Source organism: Pelomonas sp. Root1237 (assembly GCF_001425055.1).
Taxonomy (GTDB): Bacteria; Pseudomonadota; Gammaproteobacteria; order Burkholderiales; family Burkholderiaceae_C; genus Pelomonas.
Genome location: NZ_LMDK01000018.1, coordinates 110,629 through 135,780 on the forward strand (window position 1 = coordinate 110,629; position 25,152 = coordinate 135,780).

At 67.7% G+C, this 25,152-nt stretch carries 23 protein-coding genes; 14 read left to right on the forward strand and 9 right to left on the reverse strand.

What is annotated here, in order from left to right; all coding sequences use genetic code 11:
* The first annotated feature begins 5 nt into the window (after positions 1 to 5).
* Complete coding sequence (locus ASC91_RS29660; RefSeq protein WP_162247839.1) at positions 6 to 2,450, forward strand: response regulator; 2,445 nt, start codon at positions 6 to 8, stop codon at positions 2,448 to 2,450.
* A gap of 11 nt (positions 2,451 to 2,461) precedes the next feature.
* Here ASC91_RS29660 and ASC91_RS21250 read toward each other — a convergent pair whose 3' ends face one another.
* On the reverse strand, positions 2,462 to 2,857 hold the full coding sequence (locus tag ASC91_RS21250; RefSeq protein WP_056201597.1) for a hypothetical protein: 396 nt from the start codon (positions 2,855 to 2,857) through the stop codon (positions 2,462 to 2,464).
* 238 nt (positions 2,858 to 3,095) lie between these two features.
* On the opposite strand from ASC91_RS21250, the gene ASC91_RS21255 reads away from it, so the two are divergent.
* Together ASC91_RS21255 and ASC91_RS21260 are read left to right on the forward strand one after the other, a co-directional pair.
* Positions 3,096 to 5,159 (forward strand): carbon starvation CstA family protein, encoded by a 2,064-nt coding sequence (locus ASC91_RS21255; RefSeq protein ID WP_056202452.1) that lies wholly within the window; start codon positions 3,096 to 3,098, stop codon positions 5,157 to 5,159.
* A complete protein-coding gene (locus ASC91_RS21260; RefSeq protein WP_056201602.1) occupies positions 5,152 to 5,352 on the forward strand; it encodes a YbdD/YjiX family protein in 201 nt (66 codons plus the stop codon). Before ASC91_RS21255 ends, ASC91_RS21260 begins: the two co-directional genes overlap by 8 nt.
* A 128-nt stretch (positions 5,353 to 5,480) precedes the next feature.
* Here ASC91_RS21260 and ASC91_RS21265 read toward each other — a convergent pair whose 3' ends face one another.
* A complete protein-coding gene (locus ASC91_RS21265) occupies positions 5,481 to 6,857 on the reverse strand; it encodes an N-acetylmuramoyl-L-alanine amidase (RefSeq protein WP_056201605.1) in 1,377 nt (458 codons plus the stop codon).
* Complete coding sequence (gene tsaE, locus ASC91_RS21270) at positions 6,854 to 7,330, reverse strand: tRNA (adenosine(37)-N6)-threonylcarbamoyltransferase complex ATPase subunit type 1 TsaE (protein WP_235532048.1); 477 nt, start codon at positions 7,328 to 7,330, stop codon at positions 6,854 to 6,856. Before tsaE ends, ASC91_RS21265 begins: the two co-directional genes overlap by 4 nt.
* Between tsaE and queG the strand changes: the two genes are divergently transcribed.
* From queG to ASC91_RS21300, 6 genes are all read left to right on the forward strand, one after another.
* On the forward strand, positions 7,331 to 8,467 hold the full coding sequence (gene queG, locus ASC91_RS21275; protein WP_056201608.1) for a tRNA epoxyqueuosine(34) reductase QueG: 1,137 nt from the start codon (positions 7,331 to 7,333) through the stop codon (positions 8,465 to 8,467).
* Positions 8,464 to 9,066, forward strand: a complete 603-nt coding sequence (locus ASC91_RS21280; protein WP_082532890.1) for a chalcone isomerase family protein — start codon at positions 8,464 to 8,466, stop codon at positions 9,064 to 9,066. Before queG ends, ASC91_RS21280 begins: the two co-directional genes overlap by 4 nt.
* Positions 9,067 to 9,103: 37 nt before the next feature.
* Positions 9,104 to 10,078, forward strand: a complete 975-nt coding sequence (locus tag ASC91_RS21285) for a tripartite tricarboxylate transporter substrate binding protein BugE (RefSeq protein WP_056201613.1) — start codon at positions 9,104 to 9,106, stop codon at positions 10,076 to 10,078.
* 230 nt (positions 10,079 to 10,308) lie between these two features.
* Positions 10,309 to 11,187, forward strand: a complete 879-nt coding sequence (xerD, locus tag ASC91_RS21290; protein ID WP_056201616.1) for a site-specific tyrosine recombinase XerD — start codon at positions 10,309 to 10,311, stop codon at positions 11,185 to 11,187.
* Positions 11,188 to 11,342: 155 nt separating this feature from the next.
* Entirely contained in the window at positions 11,343 to 13,712 is a 2,370-nt protein-coding gene (locus ASC91_RS21295) for a TonB-dependent siderophore receptor (RefSeq protein ID WP_056201619.1), read from the forward strand.
* Positions 13,713 to 13,736: 24 nt separating this feature from the next.
* On the forward strand, positions 13,737 to 14,339 hold the full coding sequence (locus ASC91_RS21300) for a MarC family protein (protein WP_056201623.1): 603 nt from the start codon (positions 13,737 to 13,739) through the stop codon (positions 14,337 to 14,339).
* A 24-nt stretch (positions 14,340 to 14,363) separates the two neighbouring features.
* On the opposite strand, the gene ASC91_RS30060 is transcribed toward ASC91_RS21300, so the two are convergent.
* Positions 14,364 to 14,513, reverse strand: coding sequence for a hypothetical protein (locus ASC91_RS30060; RefSeq protein ID WP_200946909.1), 150 nt, complete (start codon positions 14,511 to 14,513; stop codon positions 14,364 to 14,366).
* Positions 14,514 to 14,548: 35 nt separating this feature from the next.
* Complete coding sequence (locus tag ASC91_RS21305; RefSeq protein ID WP_056201626.1) at positions 14,549 to 15,100, reverse strand: GNAT family N-acetyltransferase; 552 nt, start codon at positions 15,098 to 15,100, stop codon at positions 14,549 to 14,551.
* A 278-nt stretch (positions 15,101 to 15,378) separates the two neighbouring features.
* Here ASC91_RS21305 and aceA point away from each other — a divergent pair, with 278 nt between their 5' ends.
* Both aceA and ASC91_RS21315 read left to right on the forward strand, forming a co-directional pair.
* Positions 15,379 to 16,677, forward strand: a complete 1,299-nt coding sequence (aceA, locus tag ASC91_RS21310; protein ID WP_056202459.1) for an isocitrate lyase — start codon at positions 15,379 to 15,381, stop codon at positions 16,675 to 16,677.
* 118 nt (positions 16,678 to 16,795) lie between these two features.
* Complete coding sequence (locus tag ASC91_RS21315; RefSeq protein ID WP_056201628.1) at positions 16,796 to 17,656, forward strand: hypothetical protein; 861 nt, start codon at positions 16,796 to 16,798, stop codon at positions 17,654 to 17,656.
* Here the strand turns inward: ASC91_RS21315 and ASC91_RS21320 are convergent.
* Both ASC91_RS21320 and ASC91_RS21325 read right to left on the reverse strand, forming a co-directional pair.
* Positions 17,653 to 19,203, reverse strand: coding sequence for a methyl-accepting chemotaxis protein (locus ASC91_RS21320; RefSeq protein ID WP_056201632.1), 1,551 nt, complete (start codon positions 19,201 to 19,203; stop codon positions 17,653 to 17,655). The two genes, ASC91_RS21315 and ASC91_RS21320, sit on opposite strands and share 4 nt — an antisense overlap.
* 128 nt (positions 19,204 to 19,331) lie before the next feature.
* The gene (locus tag ASC91_RS21325) at positions 19,332 to 20,471 is read right to left on the reverse strand and encodes an iron-containing alcohol dehydrogenase (RefSeq protein WP_056201635.1); all 1,140 of its coding nucleotides are present in this window, start codon (positions 20,469 to 20,471) and stop codon (positions 19,332 to 19,334) included.
* A gap of 58 nt (positions 20,472 to 20,529) precedes the next feature.
* Between ASC91_RS21325 and ASC91_RS21330 the strand changes: the two genes are divergently transcribed.
* From ASC91_RS21330 to ASC91_RS21340, 3 genes are read left to right on the forward strand one after another with little or no spacing between them, the layout of a single operon-like run.
* A complete protein-coding gene (locus ASC91_RS21330) occupies positions 20,530 to 22,224 on the forward strand; it encodes a S10 family peptidase (RefSeq protein ID WP_157281918.1) in 1,695 nt (564 codons plus the stop codon).
* Positions 22,225 to 22,244: 20 nt separating this feature from the next.
* Positions 22,245 to 23,141: an alpha/beta hydrolase gene (locus tag ASC91_RS21335; RefSeq protein WP_056201638.1), complete on the forward strand. Its 897-nt coding sequence runs from the start codon at positions 22,245 to 22,247 to the stop codon at positions 23,139 to 23,141.
* On the forward strand, positions 23,138 to 23,995 hold the full coding sequence (locus ASC91_RS21340; protein WP_056201640.1) for a YbgC/FadM family acyl-CoA thioesterase: 858 nt from the start codon (positions 23,138 to 23,140) through the stop codon (positions 23,993 to 23,995). The genes ASC91_RS21335 and ASC91_RS21340 overlap by 4 nt, the downstream gene beginning before the upstream one ends.
* On the opposite strand, the gene ASC91_RS21345 is transcribed toward ASC91_RS21340, so the two are convergent.
* Entirely contained in the window at positions 23,992 to 24,240 is a 249-nt protein-coding gene (locus ASC91_RS21345) for a DUF4936 family protein (protein WP_056201645.1), read from the reverse strand. The genes ASC91_RS21340 and ASC91_RS21345 overlap by 4 nt on opposite strands.
* 2 nt (positions 24,241 to 24,242) lie before the next feature.
* Positions 24,243 to 25,121: a folate-binding protein YgfZ gene (locus ASC91_RS21350; protein WP_157281924.1), complete on the reverse strand. Its 879-nt coding sequence runs from the start codon at positions 25,119 to 25,121 to the stop codon at positions 24,243 to 24,245.
* Positions 25,122 to 25,152 lie beyond the last annotated feature (31 nt).

Consider the following 25,152-nt stretch of genomic DNA (forward strand, 5'->3'; position numbering starts at 1 on the left):
TGACGATGCCGACAACGATCGACGTCGTGGAGCAGGTGGCGGGCGCTGAAGAGCTGACCAACATCCTGATCGTCGACGACGAACCGGCCAACCTGCTGGTGCTGGAGAGCGTGCTGGCGGACCCGGGCTACCGCATCGTGCGGGCGCTGTCGGCCGACCAGGCCCTGCTCGCGCTGATGGGCCAGGAGTTCGCCGTCATGGTGCTGGACATCCAGCTGCCGGACATGAACGGCATCGAGCTGGCGCAGATGATCAAGGAGCGCAAGCGCAATGCCCACCTGCCCATCATCTTCCTGACCGCCTATTTCGATCAGGACCAGTACCGCCTGCAGGGCTATGGCTCAGGCGCCGTCGACTATCTGCACAAGCCCGTGAACCCGGCGGTGCTGCGTTCCAAGGTGGCCGTCTTTGCCGAACTGGACCGCAAGACCCGCCAGCTGCAGCGCGCCAACCTGGCCCTGCAGGCCGAGGTGGAGGAGAGGCGCCGCGCCGAGGAGCGCTTGCGCGATCTCAACGAGACGCTGGAGCGGCGCGTCACCGAGCGGACCGAGGCCTTCCACGTGGCCGACCGCCGCTTGCGGGCCATGATGAGCAGCATCACCGATGGCCTGCTGCTCATCGAGCATGACGGGCGCATCGGCTACGTCAACGAGCAGGGCGCCCGGCTGCTCGGCCGTGGGGCCGACGAGCTGACCGGGCGGCGCAGTGGCGAGGTCTTTGGCGCCGGCGAGTTCGAGGCCGGCTTCGACAAGGCCCGGTCCAAGGGCGGTCAGGCCGTGTCTTTCGAGGCCATGGCGCCAGGTGCCCCGGAGCGCTGGCTGGAATGCCATTGCTATCCCTCGCACGACGGTCTGTCCGTCTACTTCCACGACATCACCGACCGCCGCGAGCTGCAGCTGCGCCGCGATCAGTTGCTGTCCGCCGAGCAGGCCGCGCGCGGCGCCGCCGACCAGGCCGCGCGCGCCAAGGAGGAGTTCGTCGCCGCGATCAGCCACGAGCTGCGCACGCCGCTGGCGGCCATCCTCGGCTGGGTCAACGTGCTCACCCACCCCGGCGTGCAGCCCGGCATGCTGCAACGGGGCATCCAGGCCATCGCGCGCAATGCCCAGGCCCAGGCCGTCCTGGTCGACGACCTGCTGGAGATGAGCCGCATCGTCGCCGGCAAGCAGCTGATGAATGTCGAGCGGGTGGACCTGAACGGCATCGTTGCGGGCGCGGCCGACACGGCCCGCCCGACAGCCCAGTCCCGCCAGCTCGAGATCGTGCTGCAGCTGGTGCCCGAGGCCGCCGAGGTCTTTGGCGACGCGCGCCGGCTCACGCAGATCGTCATGAACCTGATCACCAACGCAATGAAGTTCACCCCCACGGGCGGCAGCATCACGCTGTCGACGAAGCTGAACGGTACCATCGTCGAGGTCGCGGTCAGCGACACCGGCCAGGGCATCGACCCTGAATTCCTGCCGCAGCTCTTCGACCGCTTCACCCAGGCCGACGGCACCGCCTCCAGCGTGCATGGCGGCCTGGGGCTGGGCTTGTCCATCGTCAAGAACCTCGTCGAGCTGCACGGCGGCGAGGTGGCAGCCCACAGTGCGGGCCGCGGCCAGGGCTCGGTGTTCAGCCTGCGCCTGCCGCGCGCCGGCCAGTCGAACGTGGCGGGTGTTGAAACCGAGGCGGGCGGTGTCGAGCCCTTGATCTCTGGCGTGCGGGTGCTGCTCGTCGATGACCACCCCGACGTGCTCGAGGCCCATGCCCGCCTGCTGTCAGAGCGCGGCGCTGATGTTGTCACGGCCGAGTCGGCGGAGGCGGCAATAGCCTTGCTGCAGCAGCAGCGCTTCGATGTGCTGCTGAGCGATCTCGGCATGCCCGGCATGGGGGGCTATGACCTGATCCGACATGTGCGCCAGGCCATGGAACTGGGCCCGGACGTGCTGCCCGCAGCGGCCGTCACGGCCTATGTGCGCGCGACCGACCGCGAGGCCGCGCTCGAGGCAGGCTTCCAGCGCTGCGTGCCCAAGGCAGTGTCCCCGCATCTGCTGGCCCGCGCCGTGGCCGAGCTCAGTGCTGCCCGGCCCACGCAGGCGCCGGCCTTGCGGGTGCTGTTCGTGGAGGACAACGCCGATCTGCGTGAACAGATCGCCTATTTGCTGGAGGAGGTGGGGATGCAGCCCGAAAGCTGCGCGACAGCAGAGGAAGCGCTGGCGGCCTATGCGCCCGACAAGTTCGACCTCGTCATGACCGACGTCAGCCTGCCGGGGATGTCAGGCATCGACCTCGCCCGGGCCATCCTGCGCCACGCGCCGGACACGTGGGTGGTGTTCTCGTCGGGCTATGAGATGGGCTCGGACCTGTCGGACTTCGGCCCCCATGTGCGGGCGCTGCTCAAGCCCTTCGACCTGCCCGACCTGCAACTGCTGCAGACCGAGATCCGCGGCGAGATGGCGCGGCGCTGACGGGCGCGGGCTCAGTGCCCGCGGCGCGGGCCGGAGTCGTCCCGGTCGTGGCTCCAGCGGTCGTTGCGCTCGTGGCGACCATGGTCCCAACGGTCGTCGCGACCTTCCCAGCGACGCTCGCGGTAGGACGGGGCATAAACCACCCGCGGGGCCGGCGCGTAGTAGACGTCGCGCTCGACATAGCGGCGCGCCGGCGCATAGCGCACGACGGGTGCCGGCTCGTAGTAGACCGGTGCCGGCTCGTAATAAACCGGAGCGGGTGCCGGTGCGTAGTAACCGCCGTTCGACACGACGACACCCGCGGCCGGCAGGCTGACGCCGATGGACCAGTGTGTGCCCGCCTGGGCAGAAGCGGCGCCCAGCAGGGCGGCGGTGGCGGCAAAAACGGCGATGAGGGGACGAAGCATGGCGGAACTCCTACAGGGCCGAACAAGATGCTGGCCGTGCTCGAACAACGCCAGGCCCCGCCCGACGTTGACGCCGTCCTGCGCCGTTGCGTAAGAGGGTGTTTCGGGGTTGACCCTTAGGTATTGCCGCGCGCCAGGCCTGCGTGGCTTGACCGATGCCGCGGAGCGCCCGTTTGCCGAGACTTGCATCACGGTCGCGCCCCGTGTCGAGGAGTGCACCGCAACGGAGACAAACCTCATGAATCTGCGCCGCCACCTTGCGTGGGCGGGCGTTGCGATCCTGGGTGCCGCATCCCTCGCCACCGTGGCCCTGAGCCGCGGCGAGACGATCAGCGCACTGTGGGTCGTGGCTGCCGCCCTGTGCACCTACCTCATCGCCTACCGCTACTACAGCCTGTTCATCGCGAACAAGGTGCTGGAGCTGGACCCCAAGCGGCAGACGCCGGCCTGGAAGTACAACGATGGGCTGGACTACGTGCCCACCAACAAGCACGTGCTCTACGGCCACCACTTCGCGGCGATTGCCGGCGCCGGCCCGCTGGTCGGCCCCGTGCTGGCGGCGCAGATGGGCTATCTGCCGGGCCTCTTGTGGATCCTGGCCGGCGTCGTCTTCGCCGGCGCAGTGCAGGACTTCATCGTTCTTTTCATTTCCACGCGCCGTGATGGCCGGTCGCTCGGCGACCTCGTCAAGCAGGAGATGGGCACGGTGCCGGGCCTGATCGCGTTGTTCGGCGCCTTCATGATCATGATCATCATCCTGGCGGTGCTGGCGCTGATCGTCGTGAAGGCCCTGGCGGATTCGCCCTGGGGCCTGTTCACGGTGGCGGCGACGATTCCGGTGGCGCTGTTCATGGGCGTCTACCTGCGCTTCATCCGCCCGGGCCGCATCGGCGAGGTGTCGGTCATCGGCTTCGTGCTGCTGATGGGCGCCATCTTCGGCGGCCAGGCGGTCAGCGAGAGCGCCACGCTGGCGCCCATCTTCACGCTGGCCCCGACCACACTCGTCGGCCTGCTGATCGGCTATGGCTTTGTCGCCGCCTGCATCCCGGTGTGGCTGCTGCTCGCGCCGCGCGACTACCTCAGCACCTTCCTGAAGATCGGCACCATCATCGCGCTGGCCATCGGCATCGTCATCGTCGCGCCGCCGCTGAAGATGCCGGCGCTGACGCAGTTCGCGTCGGGTGGCGGGCCGGTCTGGGCTGGCAGCCTGTTCCCCTTCCTGTTCATCACCATCGCCTGCGGCGCCGTGTCGGGCTTCCATGCGCTGATCTCGTCGGGCACCAGCCCAAAGCTGCTGGAGAACGAGGCCCACGCCCGCTACATCGGCTACGGCGGCATGCTGGCCGAGAGCTTCGTCGCCGTGATGGCGCTGGTGGCGGCCTCCTGCATCGAGCCGGGCGTCTACTTTGCGATGAACAGCCCGGCCGCGGTCGTCGGCAAGGACGCCGCCACGGTCGCGCAGACGTTGTCGACCTGGGGCTTTGTTGTGACGCCAGAGATGCTGACCCAGGCCGCGGCCGATGTCGGGGAGAAGACCATCTTGGCCCGGGCAGGCGGTGCGCCGACGCTGGCCGTGGGCATGGCCGAGATCCTGCACCAGGTGGTGGGCGGCAAAGCCCTGATGGCCTTCTGGTACCACTTCGCCATCCTGTTCGAAGCCCTCTTCATCCTGACCGCCGTGGACGCCGGCACCCGAGCCGGCCGCTTCATGCTGCAGGACCTGCTGGGCAGCTTCGTGCCCTCGCTCAAGCGCACCGAGTCTTGGGTGGCCAACCTGATCGCGACCGGACTGTGCGTGGCGGCCTGGGGCTATTTCCTCTACCAGGGCGTTGTCGATCCGCTGGGCGGCATCAACACGCTGTGGCCGCTGTTCGGCATCGCCAACCAGATGCTGGCTGCCGTCGCGCTGCTGCTGGGCACGGTCGTCATCTTCAAGATGAAGAAGGACCGCTACGCCTGGGTCACGGCCGTGCCGGCGGCCTGGCTGCTGGTGTGCACGATGACGGCCGGCTGGCTGAAGATCTTCGCGGCCGACCCCAAGCTCGGTTTCCTGGCCCATGCCGACAAATACGCCGCGGCGATCGCCGAAGGCAAGGTGCTGGCGCCGGCCAAGACGCTGGACGCGATGTCGCGGGTGGTGTTCAACGATCGTCTGGATGCGGCGCTGTGTGCGCTGTTCATGGGCGTCGTCATCAGCGTGCTGATCTACAGCGTCAAGGCCGTGCTGGCTGCGCGCCGCAGTGGTCGGGCGACAGCGCAGGAGACGGCCTTCGTGCTGCTGCCGGCGGGGCAACGTGCTTGAGCTTCGTGAACTGGCCCAGGCGGGCCGGTATCTGACGCAGAGCCTGCGCCTGATGGTGGGCGTGCCGGACTACGGCAGCTATCTCGCCCACCACCAGGCCACGCATCCGGATCGGGCTGCGATGAGCTATGAGGAGTTCTTCAGGGAGAGGCAGGCGGCGAGGTATTCGGCGCGGGTTGGGAAGTGCTGCTGAATGGGTTTGGTTGCTTTTGCCTCTGTCCTTTCGGCTTGTGTACATCGCGCCGGGAGTCCGCCCCGGCCGCCGGGACGGACTCCCGGCAATGCAGCGAACAAAACCGCTCTGCGAAAAAGCAACCCACCCTACAACGTCGTGCTCCGCTTCCTCGCCATCGGCGGATTCTTCGCAAAGTACCTCGCGATGCCCGAGGCCAACGCGTCCACCAGTTCGTCCTGATAGTCCGGATCGCGCAGCTTCTTCTCTTCCTCAGGGTTGGAGATGAAGGCCGTCTCCACCAGGATGCTGGGGATGTCCGGCGCCTTCAGCACCGCAAAACCCGCCTGCTCGACCTTGGCCTTGTGCAGCTTGCCGATCTTGCCGATCTGGCCCAGCACCTCGCCGCCGAGCTTGAGGCTGTCCTTGATCTGCGCCGTGGTGCTCATGTCGAGCAGGGCGCGCAACACGTTGGCGTCCTTGGTGGCGGCGCCGACGTTGACGCCGCCGACCATGTCGGCCGCGTTCTCGCGGTTGGCCATCCAGCGTGCGGCGGCACTCGTCGCGGCACCGTCGCTGAGCACGAACACCGAGGCACCGCGCGCCTGCGGCGTCAAGAAGGCGTCGGCATGGATGGACACGAACAGGTCGGCCTGCACGCGGCGCGCCTTGTGCACGCGGTCCTGCAGCGGCACAAAGAAGTCGGCGTCGCGTGTCATCAGCACGCGGATGTTCGGATTGGTCTGGAGCCGCTTGCGCAGCTTGAGGCCGACCGCCAGGACGACATCCTTCTCACGCAGGCCTGAGGGGCCGACGGCGCCGGGGTCTTCGCCGCCGTGGCCGGGGTCCAGCGCAATGATGATGAGGCGGTCGATCTTGGGCTCGACGGCAGGGGCGGGCACTGGTGCGGGTTTGGACGCGGCTTGCGCGGGCGGCGTCAGGGGTGCCGAGGCTGCCGGCGCTGGCGGACGCTCGATCTTCTGGATGAGGTCACCGAGGGCGTCGTTGACGGCGCTGGCCGCAGCCTCGGCGCGCTGGGTCGGGGAAGGCGTCGCAGCGGCAGACGGCTTCTTGTCGCGCTCCTGCGCCAAGGCCAGCAGCGGGTCGGCCTCGAACTTGGGGTGGAGGTCGAAGACGAGACGGTTCTTGTAGGCGGCCACCGGCGCCAGCGTGAAGATCTGTGGTGCCGCGGGCTGGCGCAGGTCCAGCACGATGCGCACGACGGTGGGCGTGTTCTGGCCGACGCGCACGCCGGTGATGTAGGGGTCGTCGGCCTTGACCTTGCCGATCAGCTCGCGCAGCCCCGGGCTCAGCTCCAGGCCGTCGATGTCGATGACGAGGCGGTGCGGCGAGTCGACCAGGAAATGCTTGACCGCCAGCGGCTGGTCGGACTCGATGGTGACGCGGGTGTATTCCTGTGCCGGCCAGACGCGCACGGCGACGATGCTGGCCTGGCTAGTCGCGGCCAGCGTGTCGGGCGCCTTCAGCAGCAAAGCGAGCAGCCCCAAGGTTTCGCGGCGCTTCATGCCAGGGCTCCCACGAGGCGCGCGTCGCCAACCGCGTGCACGCTTCGACTGTCGTCGGGCATCAGCTCGATGAAGAGCTGCAGATCAGCCGGCGGCAGCTGGCCGGCCGCTTTCTCGGGCCATTCGCAGAGCTTGAGGCCGGGTGCAGCGAAGACGTCGCGAAAGCCAGCGTCTTCCCACTCGCGCGGGTCGCCGAAGCGGTAGAAGTCGAAGTGGCTGGCAGTGTTGCCTCCCGCGGATTCAGGCAGCTCATAGCTCTCCATGACGGCATAGCTGGGGCTCTTGATGCGGCCTTGCACGCCCAGCGCGCGCAGCAGCAGGCGCACGAAGGTCGTCTTGCCGGCGCCGAGCGAGCCGTGCAGCTCGATCAGCGCGTTGGGGGAGGGCAGCAGTACCGCCGCGAGGCGTCCGGCGGTGGCCTGGGCCGCGGCCTCGTCGGGCCACAGCAGATCGGTTTCTAAAATCGGTGCCAAATGCAAGAAGTCCCGTCCACTGTCGATGCCGCCGCGCTGTTGATCCGTTTGCGCGGCTGGGCGCATGAGCTGGGATTCTCACAGATCGCCGTGGCCGACGTGGACCTCAGCAGCGCCGAGCCGGGCCTGCAGGCCTGGCTGGACGCCGGCCACCATGGCCGCATGCACTACATGGCCAGCCACGGCATGAAGCGTGCGCGCCCGGCCGAGCTGGTGCCGGGCACGCTGCGCGTCATCACGGCGCGCATGGACTATCTGCCCCAGGCCACCGAGCCGGGCTGGCAGGCCGTCGAATGGGCTGGCTTGGCCCAGCCGGAGCAAGCGCAGATCTCGATCTATGCCCGCGGCCGGGACTATCACAAGGTGCTGCGCCAGCGGCTGCAGAAGCTCGCCGAGAAGCTGGAGGCCGAAGTCGGCCCGCTGGGCTATCGCGTCTTCACCGACTCGGCGCCGGTGCTGGAGGTCGAACTGGCCGCGCGCTCGGGCCTGGGCTGGCGTGGCAAGCACACCTTGACGCTGCACCGCGAGGCCGGCTCGATGTTCTTTCTGGGCGAGCTCTTCATCGATCTGGCCCTGCCGTTGACCGAAGCCGTCAGCGCGCATTGCGGCGAATGCCGCGCCTGCATCGATGTCTGCCCGACTGCCGCGATCACCGCGCCCTACCGCATCGACGCCCGGCGTTGCATCTCTTACCTGACCATCGAACACGATGGGCCGATACCCGTCGAGCTGCGACCTTTGCTGGGCAATCGCGTCTATGGCTGCGATGACTGCCAACTGGCCTGCCCGTGGAACAAGTTCGCGCAGCCCGCCGTGCTGGCCGACTTCGACGTGCGCCCAGGCATGGCGGGCGAGCCAATTGCCACGCTGCTTGGATGGGGCGAAAGCGAATTCCTGCGCCGCACGGAAGGCTCGGCCATCCGCCGCATCGGTTTCGCCCGCTGGCGGCGCAATCTGGCGGTGGCGGCGGGCAACGCCTTGCGGGTCCGCGACGACTCGACTCTGCGCGCCGCGTTGCAGCAAGCAGGGCACGGCGCCGACGAAGTGGTGACCGAGCACATCGCCTGGGCCTTGTCCGCGCCGGCGTCGCCTGCCGCGTTATCGTCCGGCCCGCTGACCGTTGGAGCCCGTGAATGACTTTGTCCATCCGCCGCCGTGCGGCCGTTCTCGCCCTGGCCGCAGCCGCATCCATGCCCGCCCGCGCTGTCCGCTATGAAAACCAGGACTTTCCCGACACGCTGCAGCTCGGCGGCAGCACCCTGGTGTTGAACGGTACCGGCAAGCGCCAGGTGGCCATCTACCCGCTCTATCTCGCGGCCCTTTACCTGCCACAAAAGGCGGCGGCGCCCGACGCCATCTACGCCGAGGCCGGCCCCAAGCGGCTGGAGATGCGCATCGTCATTCCGCTCGTGAAGGACGTGTCGACGCAGGAATTCGTCAAGGCCATCGGCAAGGGGGTGAATCGCAACTCCACCGAGGCCGAGAAGGCGGCGGTGGCCGAGCGCCTGAAGCAGTTCAACACGGCCATCGCCGACGTAGGCCGCGTGAAGAAGGGCGACCTGTTGCACATCGACTATCTGCCCACCCAGGGTGGCACCGTCCTGTCGGTCAATGGCAAGGTCTGGGGCAAGCCCATCGAGGGCCAGGACTTCTACACGGCCTTCCTGAAGGTCTTCCTTGGCGACAGCAACAGCGATGCCCGGTTGCGTGCCGGCCTGCTGGGTCAGCCGTCCTGAACTAGCATCGCCCCATCAAACCAAGGAGACCGACTTCATGCAACGCCGTTCCGTCCTCCAAGCCGCCGCACTCGCCAGCCTCGGCCCCTTCGGGCATCTGGCCTGGGCGCAGGGCTACCCCGCCAAACCCATCCGCCTGATCGTGCCGTTCGCACCAGGCGGCACGACGGACATCATTGCCCGCATCGTCGCTGAGCGCATGTCCAGCATCCTGGGCCAGACCATGGTGGTCGACAACAAGGCCGGCGGCGGCGGCACGGTCGGAGCGATGGAGATCGTGCGCTCCGCGCCCGACGGCTACACACTGGGCATGGCCACGGTGTCGACGACGGCGGCCAACCCGGCGATCAATCCCAAGATCGCCTACAACCCGCTGACCGACTTCACGCCCATCATCAACGTCGCGGCGACGCCCAACGTCATTGCCGTGCACCCCAGCTTCCCGGCGCGCGACTACAAGAGCTTCGTTGCCGAACTCAAGAAGAACCCGGCCAAGCACAGCTACGCGACCTCCGGCACCGGCGGCATCGGCCACCTGCAGATGGAGCTCTACAAGACGCTGGCCGGCGTCTTCGTGCTGCACATCCCCTACCGCGGCGCCGGCCCGGCGTTGAACGACACGGTGGCCGGCCAGGTGCCGATGATCTTCGACAACCTGCCGTCGGCCTTACCCTTCATCAAGGACGGCCGCCTCATTCCCATCGTCGTCGCCGCACCGCAGCGCCTGGCGGCGCTGCCGAATGTGCCGACCTTCAAGGAAGTCGGCCTGGAGGCCGTCAACCGCCTGGCCTATTACGGCATCCACGGCCCCAAGGGCCTGCCGCGCGACATCGTCGACAAGGTGCACGACGGGGTCAAGAAGGCGCTCGAGATCCCCGACGTCAAGAAGCGCATCGAGGACACCGGCTCGCTGATCGTGGCCAACACGCCCGAGCAGTTCGCGGCGCAGATTGCGGCGGAGTTCGAGGTCTACAAGAAGGTCGTGGCGGCACAGAAGCTCAAGCTTGATTGACTTGAAGCCCCTCGCCCATCCTCGCATCGCTGCACGCGAGCGAGTCTGGTCGGTCCCCCGAGGGGACGGCGATGCTTGCGGCTTCGAACCGCAAGCACATCGCCAACGCGGGCCGGCTTGGCGAACTGGAGTCGGACTCAAGCAGTCCCTGCGGACTGCTTGTGCCTACGACAGGCCCTGGGCCTCTGGCCCAGGGCAGCCCGGCGCTCGGCCCGAATGCCAGATGCGCCGTGGCCGCTGACCCTGGCATTGAGAACTTCATCGAGGCGCTCTGGCTGGAAGACGGCCTGAGCGCCAACACGCAGGCGGCCTACCGGCGCGACCTGTCCGCGCTGGCGGCCTGGCTGGCGCCCGCCTCGCTGGATGCCTGCACCGAGCTGAAGCTGTTCGAGTACGCGGCCGCCAAGCCGGCCGGCAAAGCCACCAGCGCGAACCGGCGGCTGTCGGTCTTCAAGCGCTATTTCCGCTGGGCGCTGCGCGAGGGCCGCGTCCAGGCCGACCCAACGCTCAAGCTGACGACGGCCAAGCAGCCGCTGCGCGTGCCCAAGCTGCTCAGCGAGGCCCAGGTCAGCGCGCTGCTGGATGCGCCGGACGTCGACACGCCGCTGGGCCTGCGTGACCGCGCGATGCTGGAGCTGATGTATGCCAGCGGCCTGCGCGTGAGCGAACTCGTCACGCTCAAGAGCGCGCATGTCGCCTTCAAGGATGCGGTGCTGCACGTCACGGGCAAGGGCAGCAAGGCCCGCCTCGTGCCCTTTGGCGAGCACGCAAGGGACTGGATGACGCGCTATCTGCGCGAGGCCCGCGCCGAGATCCTGGCCGGCCAGAGCAGCGACGACCTCTTCGTGACCGCCCGCGGCGCCGGCATGACGCGGCAGATGTTCTGGACCCTGATCAAGCGACACGCGCTGGCGGCCGGCATCACCGTGCCGCTGTCGCCGCACACGCTGCGCCACGCCTTTGCCACGCATCTGCTCAATCATGGTGCGGATCTGCGTGCCGTGCAGCTGCTTCTGGGGCATGCCGATCTGTCGACGACGCAGATCTACACCCATGTGGCGCGGGAGCGCCTCAAAGCCTTGCACGCCGAGCACCATCCTCGGGGCTGAGCGCGGCGGCCTCTCGTTTTCCCGCCCTCGGGTTGCACCGAAGCTTCGTTCGTTTCGTTGGTTTCAAACCTGTCGGCGGGCCACAACACCCACCTTCACGGGCCTGTTACGAGGGGCAAACTCCGCCGCCATCACAAATCGATCACGGAGTCCCCATGCACGCCACCCGCCTGCTGCCAACCGCGCTTGCCGCCATCACCCTCTTTGCCACCGCCTCAGCCCTGGCCCAGGAAGCCAGCAACCTCGAGCGCGTGACAGTCATCGGCTCCCGCAAGAGCCTGCCCGCCGCGTCCAGCACCGACACGCTGGTGCCTGTCGACATCTATTCGATGAGCAAGATCACCGAGGGCGGGGGTCAATTCGATCTGGCGCAGACGCTGCAATACCTGTCGCCGTCCTTCAACTCGACGCGCCAGACCGGCGCTGACGGTGCCGACCTGATCGACTCCGCTGCGCTGCGTGGCCTGGGCTCGGACCAGACCCTGGTGCTCGTCAACGGCAAACGCCGCCACACCGTGGCGCTGGTCAACTTGTTCGGCGCGCGCAACCGCGGCGCGACGGGCACGGACATGAATGCCTTGCCGCTGCTGGCCATCGACAACGTGCAGGTGCTGCGTGACGGCGCGGCGGCCCAGTACGGCTCTGACGCCATTGCCGGCGTCGTCAACATCCAGCTGAGGAAGAAGGCCGGCTGCGAGGCCGTGGCGGGCTATGGCCAGTACTCGGCGGGCGACGGCAAGAACTACCTCGCCTCTGCCTATTGCGGCATCAAGCTCGGCGACGGCTCGCTGGGCATCACCGGCGAATGGCAGGACCGTGGCCGTTCCAACCGCAACGACCCCAACGACGAGAACGTCGGCCCCCGCACCATTGGCGACACCGCGGTCACGAACAAGACGGTCTATCTGAACGGCGAGTTCCCGCTGGCGGCCGAGAACAAGCTCTACGTCACCGCCGGTGCGCAGAACCGCGATGCGTCGTCCGGCGCCTGGGCGCGTGGCGGCGTCGGCTCCAGCGACGTGCCGTCGCGCAACTCCGCCGCGATGTACCCTGACGGCTTCGTGCCCTTCATCAACGGCAAGATCGAGGACCGGTATGTCAGCGTCGGCTGGAAGTCGGCCTTTGTCGGCTGGGACACCGACCTGTCGCAGACCTATGGCTCCAACAAGATGCGCTACAACATCAGCAACACGCTGAACGCGTCCATCGCCAACAAGGATCTGCTGGCTGGCGGCAAGGGCATCAGCCCGTCCAGCTTCGACGCCGGCGGCTTCGGCTTCAGCCAGGCGACGACCAACTTCGATGTCAGCCGCTTCTTCCCAGACCTGCTCGGGGGCAGCAACATCGCCTTCGGCGCCGAGTACCGCAAAGAGAAGTACGACATCGTCGCTGGCGAACTGGGCTCGTACCAGGACGCCGACGGCCTGAACTTCGGCGGCATCGCCGGCAGCCAGGGCTTCCCGGGCTTTCAGCCGGTCGACATGACCAACCGCAGCCGCAACAGCCAGGCGCTGTATGCCGATTGGGAAGCCAGCTTCACGCCCAGCCTGACAGTGGACGCAGCCATCCGTGCCGAGCACTACAGCGACTTCGGCTCCGAGACCACCGCCAAGCTGGCGGCCAGCTACAAGCTCGGCAAGGAAGTGCTGCTGCGCGGCGCGGCCAGCACGGGCTTCCGCGCCCCCAGTCTGCAGCAGCTCTACTTCTCGTCTACCTTCACCGACTTCATCAGCGGCGAGCCCGTGCAGGTGAAGCTGGCTCCGAACGGCAGCGCCATCCCGCTGGCCGCGGGTGTGCCACCGCTGAAGCAGGAGAAGTCCAAGAACTTCACGCTCGGTCTCACCGTCAAGCCGAGCGCCGACACCGCGCTCACTGTAGACCTCTACCAGATCAACATCCGAGACCGCATCGTGCTGTCCGGCCGCTTCACGGCCAGCAACTACCCGCCGCTGGCACCGCTGTTGAACAGCCAGGGTGTCGAGCAGACGGCCTTCTTCGTCAACTCCATCAACACGCGCACCCGCGGCCTGGACCTGACGGCGTCCAACCGCATGAAGCTGGGCGCGGGTCAACTCAGCACTTTCCTGGCGCTGAACATCAGCCGCACGACGGTGACGGCCATCCACGCGCCGGCAGCGCTGAAGGGGTACGAGGATGTGCTGCTGTCGACGCGCGAGCGCCTCTTCATCGAGGAGGCCGGCCCGCGGGCCAAGGGCACGCTGGGCTTCGAGTACGCCCAGGGCGCCTGGACGGGTGAGGCCAAGATCATCCACTTCGGCAAGCAGACGCAGGGCGCTTTCACCGAAGGCATGACGCTGAACTACAAGCCCAAGACCTCGATGGACCTGGGCGCCACCTGGCAGGCCACGCCGGCGCTGAAGCTCAGCATCGGTGGCAACAACGTCTTCAACGTGAAGCCGTCGCGCCAGGACCCGTTCGAGACCGACAACGGCTTCTACTACGACAGCGTGCAGTTCGGCCTGAATGGCGCGTCCTACTACGCGCGGGCCTACTACCGCTTCTGAGTCGCTCGCTGACAATCCGGGCGGATGGACCACAGCTTCCTCTCCGCCCTGATCCTGCTGCTGCTGGTGCTCGACCCGCTCGGCAGCCTGCCCGTGTTCATTCCCATCATGCGTGCGGTGCCCAAGGAGCGCCGCACGCGGGTGGCGTTGCGCGAGGTGGGCATCGCCTTCTGCGTGCTGTTTGCCTTCATGTTCCTGGGCGAGGGCTTCCTGCGCGTGATGCACCTGTCGGAGCGCTCGCTCGAGGTGGCTGGCGGCGTGATTCTGGTGATCATCGCCATCCGCATGATCTTCGGCAGCTCGGGCGAATCGGCCTATGGCCTGGAGCCCGGCAAGGAGCCGCTGATCTTTCCGCTGGCCGTGCCGCTGCTGGCTGGGCCATCGGCCATGGCCACGGTCTTGCTGCTGGCTTCCCGCCAGCCTGACCGCATTTACGAGTGGATTGGTGCGCTCAGCGCGGCCCTGCTGGTCTCAGGCCTGGTGCTCGTGCTGGCGGACCGCATCCGCAAGCTGCTCGGCGACTCGGTGGTCTCGGCCATCGAGAAGCTGATGGGCCTGGTGCTGACCGCGATCGCGGTCGAGATGGTGCTGGCCGGCCTGAAGCGCTACTTCGTCGGCGGTTTGTAGTCCTTGGTCGGCCAGCGGCCGGCCTTACTTGTTCTTGAGCTTGGCTTCCTTGCCCTTGGGCAGCACGGCCGTCATCGGTGGCACCGGGCGATCCGAGCCCGCCGCCTTGCCGGGGCCCGTGTCCTTCTTGGGTTTCTTCGTCATCTTGTTGCCGCGTTGTTCGGTGTTGGCCATAGGTCCTCCGTGCAGAGTGATTGCGAGAAACCGAACTATGCCTCAGCGTCGTAGCGTGTTTTAGCTGGGCTGGCCGCCCATTGCGCCGCGGTGATGTCGTAGCGCCTGCAATCCATGTCATACCAGCGGCCGTTGCCGGTGAAGGTCATGCCCAGGCGCTCCATGACGGTGGAGGAGGGCGTGTTCTCGGGCTGGCAGACGGCGCAGATCAACTCCGGCTTGAGCGTCTTGAACGCCCAGCCGACCATGTGGCGGGCTGCTTCGCTGGCATAGCCCACGCCCCAGGCATCCTGGCGCAGCCGCCAGCCGGTCTCCAGCGGCCCCGCCGGGTCGCGGTTCAAGTGCTGGATGCAGCCGGTGCCGATCAGGTCGCCGTTGTCCTGGCGGATGAAACCCCACCAGGAATAGCCGAACTCGGCCCAGCGGGCCTTCACGCGGTCGATCATGGACTGCGTGTCTTCCGGCGTGTCAGGCCGGCCGGTGATGTAGCGCATGACGACGGGGTCGCTGTTCAGGCGGTACAGGGCCTCGAAATGGCTGTCGTTCAGCGGCTCAAGGCGCAGCCGAGGGGTCACGAGAAGGGTCATGGCACGCAGCCTGAGTGGGTCATGGTTGGACGCATTGTGAAGCGGTGCGTTCTCACGATTCGAAAGTCACTTTTCAAATCGTGAAAAGCAACCATGGTGCGCTGCCGCAATATTTCTCATTATGGTGAATGGCATTTCTTGATTTGAAAAATAAAACATAAGCCATTGTTTTTAAATGACAAAGTTTTTCGTCTTATATAAGACTAGCGGCTTCACAAGGCCAGGTCCAAGGCCTAGTCTTGCACCATCGGTTTTCGATGTTCAGCAAGGAGCTTTTCATGACCCGCCTCACCCGTGACCAACAGATCGCCGCCCTGGAAAAAGACTGGGCCGAGAACCCCCGTTGGAAGGGCATCACCCGCGGCTACAGCGCCGCCGACGTCGTGCGCCTGCGCGGCTCCATCGAGATCGAACACACGCTGGCCAAGCGCGGTGCCGAGAAGCTCTGGGGCCTGGTGAACACCGAGCCTTTCGTCAATGCCCTGGGCGCCCTGACCGGCAACCAGGCCATGCAGCAGGTCAAGGCCGGCCTGAAGGCCATCTACCTGTCCGGCTGGCAGGTCGCCGGTGACGCCAACAGCAATGGCGAGATGTACCCCGACCAGTCGCTGTACTCGGTGGACTCGGTGCCCAAGGTCGTCAAGAAGATCAACGCCACCTTCCAGCGCGCCGACCAGATCCAGTGGAGCGAAGGCAAGGACGACATCGACTTCTTCGCCCCCATCGTGGCCGACGCCGAAGCGGGCTTTGGCGGCGTGCTGAACGCCTTCGAGCTGATGAAGGCCATGATCGAGGCCGGTGCCGCGGGCGTGCACTTCGAAGACCAGCTTGCCAGCGCCAAGAAGTGCGGCCACATGGGCGGCAAGGTGCTCGTGCCCACCCGTGAGGCCGTGGCCAAGCTCGTCGCCGCCCGCCTGGCTGCCGACGTCATGGGCACGCCCACGCTGCTGGTCGCCCGTACCGACGCCGAAGCCGGCGACCTCGTCACCGCCGACATCGACGACAACGACAAGCCGTTCTGCACCGGCGAGCGCACCGTCGAAGGTTTCTACCGTACCCGCAACGGCCTGGACCAGGCCATCAGCCGCGGCCTGGCGTACGCGCCCTATGCCGACCTGATCTGGTGCGAGACCGGCAAGCCCGACCTGGCCTTCGCCAAGGCCTTCGCCGACGCCATCCATGCCAAGTTCCCCGGCAAGCTGCTGGCCTACAACTGCTCGCCGAGCTTCAACTGGAAGAAGAACCTGGACGACGCGACCATCGCCAAGTTCCAGCGCGAACTGGGTGCCCTGGGCTACAAGTTCCAGTTCATCACGCTGGCCGGCTTCCACAGCCTGAACTACTCGATGTTCGAGCTGGCCCATGGCTACGCCCGCCACCAGATGAGCGCCTTCGTCGAACTGCAGGAGAAGGAATTCGCCGCCGCCGAGAAGGGCTTCACCGCTGTCAAGCACCAGCGCGAAGTCGGCACCGGCTACTTCGACGCCGTCACGACGACCATCGAGGCCAACGCCTCGACGGCCGCCCTGAAGGGCTCGACGGAGGACGAGCAGTTCTTCGATGCCAAGCACGGTTAAATCAGTCGGCTTCAACTCCTGACTTTTGTGGCCCGCTTCGGCGGGCCTTTTTTATGGCGTTGTGAGTGTTTGCCCGGTCGTCACGGTCGTGTCATATTCATGTCAAACACTCGTGGCCATGAACAACACAACGACAACAAAGTTCAGCCTCGCAAATCGCCTGAGCGCCTGGGTCGGCCAGCGACGCGAGACCCGTTTCCAGCAGGCGCTGCGCCGCCAGTGCCCGCCGGCCACGCTGGCCGCCGAGCAGATCCAGCCCGCGGTTCGCGAGGCCTGGATGCGGCAAGCCCCCGATGACTTTCCCGGCCTTGCCGTCGATGACGCGGCCTGGTTGCGCTGCTCCACAGGCCTGGCCCAGTTCTTCGAGGCCTGCCGGCTGCAGCAGGCTCAGGGCCCGTGTGCCTTGCCCAGCAAGGCGGCGGATTCGGTGTGGCATGTCTGGCTGCAAACGGATGCTGGCGGGCTGGCTGCCTGGCAGCAACGCTACTTCGGCCAGTTCGTCGAACACCGCGAAGCCGAGGCGCTGGGCGCGCCCCTGGATGAATGCCTGGCCCGCACCTGGGCCGGCGCCTGTCGCAGCGAAGGGCGCAGCCTGATCGCGCAGCGGCTGCCCTTCCTGTTCGCGCTCGACGGCCTGATGCGCCTGCCCACCGGCTGGGCCTATGGTCATGAGCGCGGTGTGCTGGTGCATCGCCAGATCGATGGCTTTGGTCAGCTCAGCGGCAGCTCGACGACCCATGCCGCTCTCGGTGCTGCCGGGTTGGCGGGCCTGGGGCTGCTCAGTGCCGCAGAGGCCCAGGCGATGCAGCGCCGCCGTGATGACAGCGGTAGCGGCGATGGCGGCTTCAACTGGGGCTACAGCTTCAGCGATGGCGGCAGCAGCGACTGTGGCAGCAGCGATGGCGGTGGAGCCAGCTGTGACGGCGGTGGCGGCAGCAGCTGCGGCGGCTCGGGCTGCGGAGGCGGCGGGGGCAGTTAGCGCCGCGCGACCTGGAAGGTCCCGACCGCGCCGTTCAGCGTCGTCGCCTGTTCGCGCAGGCTCTCGGCCGCGGCGGTCGACTCCTCCACCAGGGCGGCGTTCTGCTGCGTGACCTGGTCGAGCTGGGCGATCGCGATATTGACCTGGGCGATGCCGTCGGACTGCTCGGCCGTGGCGGTCGTGATCTCGCCCATGATGTCCTTGACGCGTTGCACGGCGCCAACGAGTTCGCCCATCGTCTTGCCCGCCTCGGCCACCAGCCGCGAGCCCGCTTCCACGCGCTCGACACTGCTGCCGATCAGGCTCTTGATCTCCTTGGCCGCATCCGCCGAGCGGCCGGCCAGCGAGCGCACTTCGCTGGCGACAACCGCAAAGCCGCGCCCCTGTTCACCGGCTCGCGCCGCCTCGACGGCGGCATTCAGCGCCAGGATGTTGGTCTGGAAGGCGATGCCATCAATGACGCTGATGATGTCGGCGATCTTGCGCGAGCTGGCATTGATCTCGTCCATGGTGTGCACGACCTGGCCGACCACCTCGCCGCCCCGCTGAGCCACGTTGGCGGCCGAGACCGCCAGCGTGTTCGCCTGGCCGGCTGACGCCGCCGACTGCTGCACCGTGCCGGTCAGCTCCTCCATCGCACTGGCCGTCTGCTCCAGGCTGGAGGCCGCCTTTTCGGTGCGAGCGCTCAGGTCCTGGTTGCCACTGGCGATCTCGGCCGACGCAGTGCCAATGGATTCGGCCGAATCGCGGATGCTGCCAATCGTCTGCGCCAGCGTTTCGCGCATGCGGCGCAGCGTCGTCTGCAGCTTGCCGATTTCGTCGGAGCGCGCAATCTGCCCCGCGCCCGAGCGCATCAGGTTGCCGTCCGCCACGCGCTCGGCCAATTCGTTGGCTGCCGCCAGCGGCAGCGTGATGCTGCGCGTGATGGTCCAGGCCGCGGCCACGCCCAGGCCCAGCATGGCGAGGCCGAAACCCAGCAGCAGCAGGCGGCCGTTGCTGTTGGCGGCGTCGATGCCGGCCGCGGTCTGGTCGATGGCCTTGCGCTGGTAGTCCAGGAAGTCCTGCATCTTGGCCAGATACACCTTGGAGCCGGGCACGAAGACATCGGTCAGCAGCTTGTCGGCCGCCTCGGCCTGGCCGTCCTTCTTGAGCTTGACGATCGTGTCGCGCGAGTCGATGTAGATCTTGCGTGCCTTGCCGACTTCATCGAACAGCGTCTGCTCCTCGGGCGAGCGGATCAGCGCTTTCAGCTTGTCCTGCATCTCGCTGGACGACTTGGTGGACTGCGCCTGATCCTCCTTGAACAGCTCGACCAGCGAAGCGTCGGAGCTCTTGGCGATGGCCATGGTGCGGCGTACGCCCGAGTTGATGTTGCGGTTCCAGTCCGCAATCAGCCTCTCCTTGGTCAGCGGCTCGTCCATCATCTGACGCGTCGCCGCGGCCGTCGAGGCCAGCCGCCAGGACGCCAGCGCAATCACGCAGGCGGCCAATGCCAGCACCAGGGCGAAGCCGGCGGCCAGGCGCTTGCCGATGGATAGCTTGTTCATGATGTCTCCTGTCTTTTCGTCTCGACGCCGCGCCTGCGCGCGGGCAACGAAGCATGCTAGTGCGGCGTTACAAGCCGTGTCGACCGCAAACTGGGACTTCGGTCACGCTGTCGCGATGAAAACGATGATCAACGCGATGCTGCCAGCAGCGCCCGGTATTCCTCGGCGCTCGCAATGCGCGGGTTGGTCTTGTGGCAGTGATCGACCAGGGCGCGTTCGATGATGCGGTCGTCCAGCTCGGGGCCGACCTCCATGGCCGCCAGCCCGCTGGGCAAGCCCAGGCGGGCATTCAATGCGCTGATCGCGCCGGCCACCGCATCGGCGTCGCTGCCGGCCAGCCCCATGGCCTGCGCCAGCCGTTCGATGCGCCGCTCGCGCCGCACGCTGTCGGCCTCGGCATTGAAGCGGATCATGGCTGGCAGGAAGACCGCGTTCAGCGTGCCGTGGTGCAGGCGCGGGTTCAGGCCACCGAGCGCATGGCTCAGCGAGTGCACGGCGCCCAGGCCCTTCTGGAAAGCCATCGCACCATGCACGCTGGCGCACATCATGTCCATGCGCGCGTCCCGGTCCTGGCCGTCGCGCGTGGCCCGTTCAATGGATTGCCAGCCCCGGCGCAGGCCTTCCAGCGCGATGCCGTCGGCCGGCGGGTTGAAGGCCGGCGCGAGGAAGGTCTCGATGCAATGGGCGATGGCGTCCATGCCGGTGGCGGCCGTCAGGCCAGGCGGCAGCTTCAGCGTCAGCGCCGGGTCGCAGATGGCCGCCTTGGGCAGCAGTTCCCAGTTGTGGAAGCCCAGCTTGCGGCCGTCGTCCACGATGATGATGGCGCCGCGGGCCACCTCGCTACCAGTGCCCGCCGTCGTCGGCACGGCGATCAGCGGCAGCACCTTGGGGCTGATGCGCCCGGCGCCGCCTTCGATGGTCGCGTAATGCGTCAGCGGGCCCTCGTGCGTGGCGGCGATGGCCACGCCCTTGGCCAAGTCCATGCTGGAGCCGCCGCCGATGGCGATCAGGCCGTCGCAATCGAACTCCCGGGCCATCTGTACCGCCAGCCGCACGGCCGCCTCGGTCGGGTTGGCGGGGGTGCGGTCGAAGACGGGGGGCTTGGCGTCGAAGGCCGCCAGCGCCTCGTCCAGCACGCCGGCTGCGCGCACGCCAGCGTCGGTGACGACGAGCGGGCGGCGGATGCCGATGCGCTCGCACTCGGCCGGCAGCAGGCGGCTGGCGCCGAACTCGAGCTCGATGCGGGTCAGGTAGAGGATCTGGGCCACGGCGCACTCCCTGCAATGTCTTTGCGCATCCTAGTCCGGCGTGTCTAGACTCGCCGTCATGCGCGCGACTTCACTGCCCCTGCTGCTCCTGGTCCTGCTCGCGGCCTGCGGGGGCGGAGGAGGGGGCTCGACCCCAACGCCGACGCCGCCGGTCGACAACCAGCCGGGGCTGACCGACACGACGGTCTATTCCTCGGCGGCCGATGCTTCGCTGTCGGGCGCCGTCGAGGCCGCCGCGGTCAGCACCCAGACGCTCACGGCCAACGGCCAGACGCTGAGCTACACCGCCACCGCCGGCCACCTGATCGCGCGCGACGCCACTGGCGCCGCCGAAGCCTCGGTCTTCTACGTCGCCTACACGCTGCCCGGTGCCGATGTGGCGACCCGCCCCGTCACCTTCTTCTACAACGGCGGCCCGGGCTCGGCCTCGGTCTGGCTGCAGCTGGGCAGCTTCGGTCCCAAGCGCCTCGTGGCCAACGCACCCGACACGACGGCGGCGCGGCCTTTCCCGATGATCGACAACGCCGAGCATCTGCTGGGCCAGACCGATCTCGTCTTCATCAACGCGGTCGGCAGCGGCTATTCCCAGGCCATCGCGCCCTTCACCAACCGCAACTTCTGGGGCGTGGACGCCGACGCCGCGCTGTTCCGCGACGCCATCCAGCGCTACCTGGCTGCCAACAACCGCGCCGCCTCGCCCAAATACCTCTACGGCGAAAGCTACGGCGGCCCGCGTACGGCCGTGCTTGCGCGCCAGTTGCAGGAGGCCGGCGTCATGCTTGACGGGCTGGTGCTGCAGTCCCCGGCGATGGACTACAACAGCAATTGCGGCATCACGAACGGGCAGGGCTGCGGCGGCTATCTGCCGAGCTTTGCCGCCGTTGGCGCCTTCCACCGCCTCACCCAACCGGTGCCGGCCGATCTCAATACCTGGGCGGCGCAAGCGCGTGTCTATGCCGACCAGGTTTACGCGCCGGCGCTGCAGGCTTGGCTGGCCAATGCGCCGACACCGTCGATCTGGCAGCCTCTGGCCGACCTGACCGGTCTGCCCGCGGCGCAATGGCAGACCAGCCTGAACGTGTCGGCCGACAACTTCCGCATCTGGCTGATCTCCGGCCAGCAGCTCGGCCGCTACGACGGCCGCATGAAGGCGGCCATTGGCAGCCAGCTCGCTTCCGAGGGCGATGTGTCCAGCACCTGGATCGGCAGCAGCTTCGCCACGGGCATCGCCACCCATCTGCGCGACCAGCTCGGCTACCGCAACAGCTCCACCTATGTCGTGCTGAGCAATGCCATCAACTTCTGGAACTTCAGCCACGCCGGCCGGCCCTTGCCGGACACCTTGCCCGACCTTTCGGTGGCCCTGGCCCAGAACGCCCGCCTGCGCGTGCTCGCCGTCAGCGGCTATCACGACCTGGCCACGCCCTTTCACCTGACCGAGACCGACCTGGCGCGCGTCGATGCCAGCCGCGTGAAAGTCCGCAACTATGCCGGCGGCCACATGAGCTATCTCGACGACGCGACCCGGGTCGCTCAGCTCGCCGACCTCAAGGCCTTCTACGCGAACACGCTGGCCCTGCGTGCGGCCGCCGACCTCGAACCCGAACGGCGAGCGTTGCAGGCGCGGCCCTTCGTGATGGTGGATCGCGCCGGTACGCCGCAGCAGCCGGGCAGCGTGGCGCCAACGAGCGAGAACGCCTTCCAAGCCCCGCTGCGCGACCCCTGGGTGCCGCCGACAATGCGGGCCCGATGACGACGCCACTGACCCCACGTATGGCCGAACTGCTGACGCGCATCCAGCGCGCCAAGCGGCCGCCGTTTCACGCGCTGACGCCGCGTGAGGCCCGCTTGGCCTACCGCATGGGCGCAGAGATCCTGGACCTGCCGCGTGCGGCCCTGGCCCGCGTCGAAGATCTGGAGGTGGCTGGCCGGCCGGCACGTCTGTACGCGCCCAGCGCCGACAAGCTGCCCGTGCTGCTGTATCTGCACGGCGGCGGCTTCACGATCGGCGACCTGGAGACGCATGACAGCCTGTGCCGCCAGCTCAGCAACCGCAGTGGCGCAGCCGTGCTGGCGCTGGACTACCGCCTCGCACCCGAGCACCGTTTTCCGGCCGCTGTCGACGATGCCTGGGCCGCCCTGGCCTGGCTGCATGAGCAGGCGTCGGCGCTGGGCCTGGACGGCAGCCGCCTGGGCGTCGGCGGCGACAGCGCCGGCGGCACGCTGGCGGCCAGCACGGCCTTCTTCGCCCGTGAGCAGGGCCTGCCGCTGGCGCTTCAGCTTCTGATCACGCCCGGTACCGCGGCCCGGCTGAGCCATGACTCGCACCGCCGTTTTGCCGAGGGTTATCTGCTCGATGCGACGACCATCGAATGGTTCTTCAGCCACTACATCGACGCCGACCAGCGCAGCGACTGGCGCTTCGCACCGCTGGAGGCCGAAGACCATGCCGATCTCGCGCCCGCCGCCGTGCTGCTGGCCGAGGCCGACCCTCTGGTGGACGAAGGCCTGGCCTATGCCGACGTGCTGCGCGCGGCCGGCGTGCCGGTGCAGCTGGAACTCGCACGCGGCGTGACCCACGACTTCATCAAGATGGGCCGCAGCCTGCCCGAGGCCGTCGCGGCGCTGGACTTCTGCGCCGCGGCCATCAAGGAACATCTCAAGCCATGAAACGCCAGGACTTCCGCTTCTTCGAACCGCTGCGCGTGCGCTGGGCCGAGATCGACGCCCAGGGCATCGTCTTCAACGGCCACTACCTGACCTATATGGACACGGCCATCAGCGGCTATTGGCGAGCCCTGGCGCTGCCCTATGCCGACACGATGAAGATGCTGGGTGGCGACCTCTTCGTGCGCCGCGCGGCGCTGGACTACCTCGCCTCGGCCCGCTATGACGACCGCCTGGACATCGGCGTGCGCTGCCGCGAGTTCGGCAACAGCTCGATGAAGGTCGACGGCGCCTTCTTCCGTGGCGACCAGTTGCTGGTGCAGGCCGACATGATCTACGTCTTCGCCGACCCGGTCGCGCAGACGCCGCAGCGCCTGCCCGAGGCGCTGCGCGACGTCATCCATGGCTTCGAGGCCGGCCAGAGCGTCGTCGACGTCAGCGTCGGCGCATGGAGCGAGCATGGCGAAGCCGCCGGCGCCATCCGTCGCGAGGTCTTCATCGAGGAGCAGGGCATCCCGGCCGACATGGAATGGGACGCCGCCGACGCGAGCTGCCTGCATGCGCTGGCGCGCAACCGCTTCGGCATTCCGCTGGCCACCGGCCGCATGCTGGAGCATGTGCCCGGCGTGGCCAAGATCGGCCGCATGGCCGTGCTGCGCGCCATGCGCGGCACCCAGATCGGCCGCCAGGTGCTCGACGCGTTGATGGCCGAGGCCAGAAAACAGGGCTACCGCGAGGTGCTGCTGCATGCGCAGCTGTCTGCCGAGAATTTCTATTTGCGCGCTGGCTTCCAGCGGCGGGGCCAGCCTTTCGAAGAGGCCGGGATCGGACATGTGGAGATGGTGCGCGGCCTCTAACCGAGCATCTCGAAGCGCTCAACCTTGCGTTCGCTGGCCAGCCACTCGGCCATCGCCGCTGCCACCTGCGGCTCGCGGTGGGTCCAGCCTTCCGGATAGATCTCCATCCAGGTCCACCGCCCATCGGCGTCCGGCTCGGGGCGTTGCAGCAGCTCGATGGGCGCTTCGACGCGAGCCTTGCGGAAGGCGATGAGCGCTGCCTCGACGTTGTCGGCGGCGACGCGGTAGTAGACGTAGAGCTGCACGGTCAGTCTTGGGGCGGGATCTCGTAGGGCAGGGCACGCGGCTGCAGCGTGGCGCCGGTAGCGCTGCCCAGGTGCAGGCTGCCGCCTTCCAATGCCGCGAGCTTGATCTCGGCGGCAATGGCGGTCCGGCCGCCCTTGGACCCGCTGCCCGCAACGACGCCAGCGGGTTGTTCCGGATCAGCGCTGTTGAAGATCTCCTGGCCCACGGTGGCGGTGGCGTCGGTCTCGAAAACCTGCAGCCGGCGCTTCAGCGTGCCGCGGTACTGGCTGCGCGCGACGATCTCCTGGCCGGGGTAGCAGCCCTTCTTGAAATTCACGCCGCCCAGCACCTCGAAATTGATCATCTGCGGCACAAAGGCCTCGACGGTGGCGCCACGCACCCAGGCCACACCGGCCTCGGCTTCGGCCCAGGCCCAGTCGTCGGCCGTCATCGCTGCGCCGGTCGGTGCGGGTGCGTTGGCGGGCTGCACGCGCAGCGCGCGACCGGTGCCAGGCAGGGCGACCTGTACGGCTTCGCCATCGCTCGCCAGCGTCCAGGCCTCGGCGGCCGGCTCGCCCAGCAATCCGTAGACCGCGAACTCGGCGCTCGCGTCGCTGAGCTTGCATTTGGCGCGCATGACGAACATGGACAGCCGCTTCAGCGTGGCGGCCAGCGTCTCGGCCGGCAGGGCCAGCAGAATCTCTTCATCACCGCCGCGCCAGCCCACCATCGTCGCCAGCAGCCGGCCCTTGGCCGTGCAGAAGCCGGCCAGGCGTGCGTGCTCGCGGTCGAGCAGGGCGAAGTCCTGGGTCAGCTGGCTGTGCAGGAAGCTGGCGGCGTCAGCGCCCTGGGCGCGGATCACGCCCCAGTCAGAGAGACGGAGTTGGGAGGCTTGGGACATGACGGGAATTATCATCGGCCCCCTTTTGACC

Excerpts from the sequence above, each read along its gene's own strand:
- ASC91_RS21255 (WP_056202452.1), top strand. The coding sequence starts at position 3,096 with ATGAATCTGCGCCGCCACCTTGCGTGGGCGGGCGTTGCGATCCTGGGT.
- ASC91_RS21350 (WP_157281924.1), bottom strand. The coding sequence starts at position 25,121 with ATGTCCCAAGCCTCCCAACTCCGTCTCTCTGACTGGGGCGTGATCCGC.
- ASC91_RS21335 (WP_056201638.1), top strand. The coding sequence starts at position 22,245 with ATGGCCGAACTGCTGACGCGCATCCAGCGCGCCAAGCGGCCGCCGTTT.
- ASC91_RS21340 (WP_056201640.1), top strand. The coding sequence starts at position 23,138 with ATGAAACGCCAGGACTTCCGCTTCTTCGAACCGCTGCGCGTGCGCTGG.
- ASC91_RS21250 (WP_056201597.1), bottom strand. The coding sequence starts at position 2,857 with ATGCTTCGTCCCCTCATCGCCGTTTTTGCCGCCACCGCCGCCCTGCTG.
- ASC91_RS21280 (WP_082532890.1), top strand. The coding sequence starts at position 8,464 with ATGACTTTGTCCATCCGCCGCCGTGCGGCCGTTCTCGCCCTGGCCGCA.
- ASC91_RS30060 (WP_200946909.1), bottom strand. The coding sequence starts at position 14,513 with ATGGCCAACACCGAACAACGCGGCAACAAGATGACGAAGAAACCCAAG.
- aceA (WP_056202459.1), top strand. The coding sequence starts at position 15,379 with ATGACCCGCCTCACCCGTGACCAACAGATCGCCGCCCTGGAAAAAGAC.
- ASC91_RS21305 (WP_056201626.1), bottom strand. The coding sequence starts at position 15,100 with ATGACCCTTCTCGTGACCCCTCGGCTGCGCCTTGAGCCGCTGAACGAC.
- queG (WP_056201608.1), top strand. The coding sequence starts at position 7,331 with ATGCAAGAAGTCCCGTCCACTGTCGATGCCGCCGCGCTGTTGATCCGT.
- ASC91_RS21330 (WP_157281918.1), top strand. The coding sequence starts at position 20,530 with ATGCGCGCGACTTCACTGCCCCTGCTGCTCCTGGTCCTGCTCGCGGCC.
- ASC91_RS21295 (WP_056201619.1), top strand. The coding sequence starts at position 11,343 with ATGCACGCCACCCGCCTGCTGCCAACCGCGCTTGCCGCCATCACCCTC.
- ASC91_RS29660 (WP_162247839.1), top strand. The coding sequence starts at position 6 with ATGCCGACAACGATCGACGTCGTGGAGCAGGTGGCGGGCGCTGAAGAG.
- ASC91_RS21315 (WP_056201628.1), top strand. The coding sequence starts at position 16,796 with ATGAACAACACAACGACAACAAAGTTCAGCCTCGCAAATCGCCTGAGC.
- ASC91_RS21300 (WP_056201623.1), top strand. The coding sequence starts at position 13,737 with ATGGACCACAGCTTCCTCTCCGCCCTGATCCTGCTGCTGCTGGTGCTC.
- ASC91_RS21320 (WP_056201632.1), bottom strand. The coding sequence starts at position 19,203 with ATGAACAAGCTATCCATCGGCAAGCGCCTGGCCGCCGGCTTCGCCCTG.
- ASC91_RS21285 (WP_056201613.1), top strand. The coding sequence starts at position 9,104 with ATGCAACGCCGTTCCGTCCTCCAAGCCGCCGCACTCGCCAGCCTCGGC.
- ASC91_RS21265 (WP_056201605.1), bottom strand. The coding sequence starts at position 6,857 with ATGAAGCGCCGCGAAACCTTGGGGCTGCTCGCTTTGCTGCTGAAGGCG.